At 50.6% G+C, this 1,866-nt stretch carries 1 protein-coding gene; it reads right to left on the reverse strand.

Going from position 1 to position 1,866, the window contains the following annotated elements:
• A partial coding sequence (locus M2125_RS10885; protein WP_280742981.1) for a beta strand repeat-containing protein occupies positions 1–1,866 on the reverse strand: 1,866 nt, incomplete at both ends.

Genomic DNA, 1,866 nt, shown 5'->3' on the forward strand with positions numbered 1-1,866 from the left:
CCCCCTACCCCGAGATTACTGCCTGTTCCAGAGCTACCGCTGATGGTTGCAACTGCCAAAGTACCGCTACTAATCGTAGTGCCACCACTATAGGTGTTGTTGCCGGAGAGCGTAAATAAACCTCCGCCAGCGATGCTGATGCCGTTATTAGTAGCCCCTATTGAACTAGCAATCGTATTACCGTTATTTGTTGAGTATGAAGAATTGAGCGCTAGCGATACATTTGAAATCGTCTTACCTGAGGCAAAGGTAATTTGACCAGCCCCTGCATTTATAGTTAATGAAGCGCTAACATTAACAACGACAATACCAGCGCTACCATTTCCACCAGAGCCTGCCTGTTCGCCATTCACTTGAGTTCCCTGGCCGACTGTATTACCGCCACCGCCACCGCCGGAACCTGTATTTGCAGCGGCATTAGCTCCAATGGTGGCAATGTTAGTGGTATTGGTAGATCCGCCATTACCTCCAATGCTGCTTCCGCCGGAGCCTATCGCTACATTGGCAGCCCAAGTGCCACCACCCCCGCCTGCCGCATAAAATTGAGATGTTCCAGTAATTGAAGATGAGGTGCCAGCTCCGCCATTACCTGCAGCAGTAGATGTTGCGGAAACTCCAGCTGCACCAGAACCGCCGCCACCGCCGCCATATCCACTATTTTGGGCGCCACCAGAATTGCCGAGCTGACCTCCAGAGGCACCTGTTGAGATAGCGGATCCTGCAGAAGAGCCGGCGTTACCAGCACCGCCGCCACTACCACCATTTGCTCCGCTGTAACCTTTAGTACCACCGCCACCGCCACCCAAAGCAACAAGAGTCGTTGCGCTAGCACTACCAGAGCAGCTAGTACCAAAACAAGAATTACCGCCAGAGGCACCGGTGTTATTAGCGGCTATGCCAAGCCAGTTTCCGCCTGCTGCTCCATAACCGGTGGCTCCAGAGCCTCCGGCACCAACTACTACAGAATATGCAGTACTACCGCTTAAGCTAAATGCATTTGATGCTGTTTGAACAAATCCGCCTGCACCACCACCACCACCGCCATCAAGACCACCACCACCGCCGCCACCCACTACGAGTATTTGTGCTGTAGAGGAAGTTGCAGGAGTGTAGGTGTATGTTGAGCTTGATGCCGTCCATAGCAATGAGCCATTACCTCCGACTAAAGTCTGGCTCACTCCGCTTGTTAAGGTTGAGGTCGTTCCATTGAATATGTAAGAACCACTACCTAAAAGCTGCAAAATAATTTGAGTAGAGATATTGCCCGCAAAACTGATGGGATATCCTGAGCTTGATAAAGCGATGTTCGGGTTTATCAAAACAACGTTGCCGTTATAGACTTGGCCAGCAGCGCCTGTTGTTGTGACGTTGCCACCGAGAGTGGTTACCCCTGTGCTAGTAGAAAGTGAGGAAAGTGGTTGATTACCACCAACTACTCCATTAAAGGTTAATGCATTACTAGCGCCAGTGGCGCTCGCCAAAGAATAAGCAACCGTTGATGAGCTATCGACAGTAGATCCAAAAGTAATAGCGCCAGTTCCACCAATAGTAGTGTTTGATCCAAGGGTAACTGCCCCAGCATAAGTTGCTGGAGTAGCCGAGCTGTTAATGATTGCGCCAGCATTACTAACTCCCGCACCATTTAAAGTGAGGGCATTGGTGTTGGTCATGGTGGTGCCATTGAGATCGAGTACGGCACCACTCGTCAATGACACAGCACCACTAGATGCTCCAAGCGCAGTCGCGTTACCTACTTTGAGAGTGCCAGCTAAGACAGTAGTACCACCACTATAAGTATTGTTGCCGGAGAGCGTAGTCGTTCCAGTAGTGTTCTGTGTCAGAGCTAAAGTACCCGTACCATTAGAG

It is taken from the genome of Polynucleobacter sphagniphilus, from assembly GCF_029892205.1.
Classification (GTDB): Bacteria; Pseudomonadota; Gammaproteobacteria; order Burkholderiales; family Burkholderiaceae; genus Polynucleobacter; species Polynucleobacter sphagniphilus.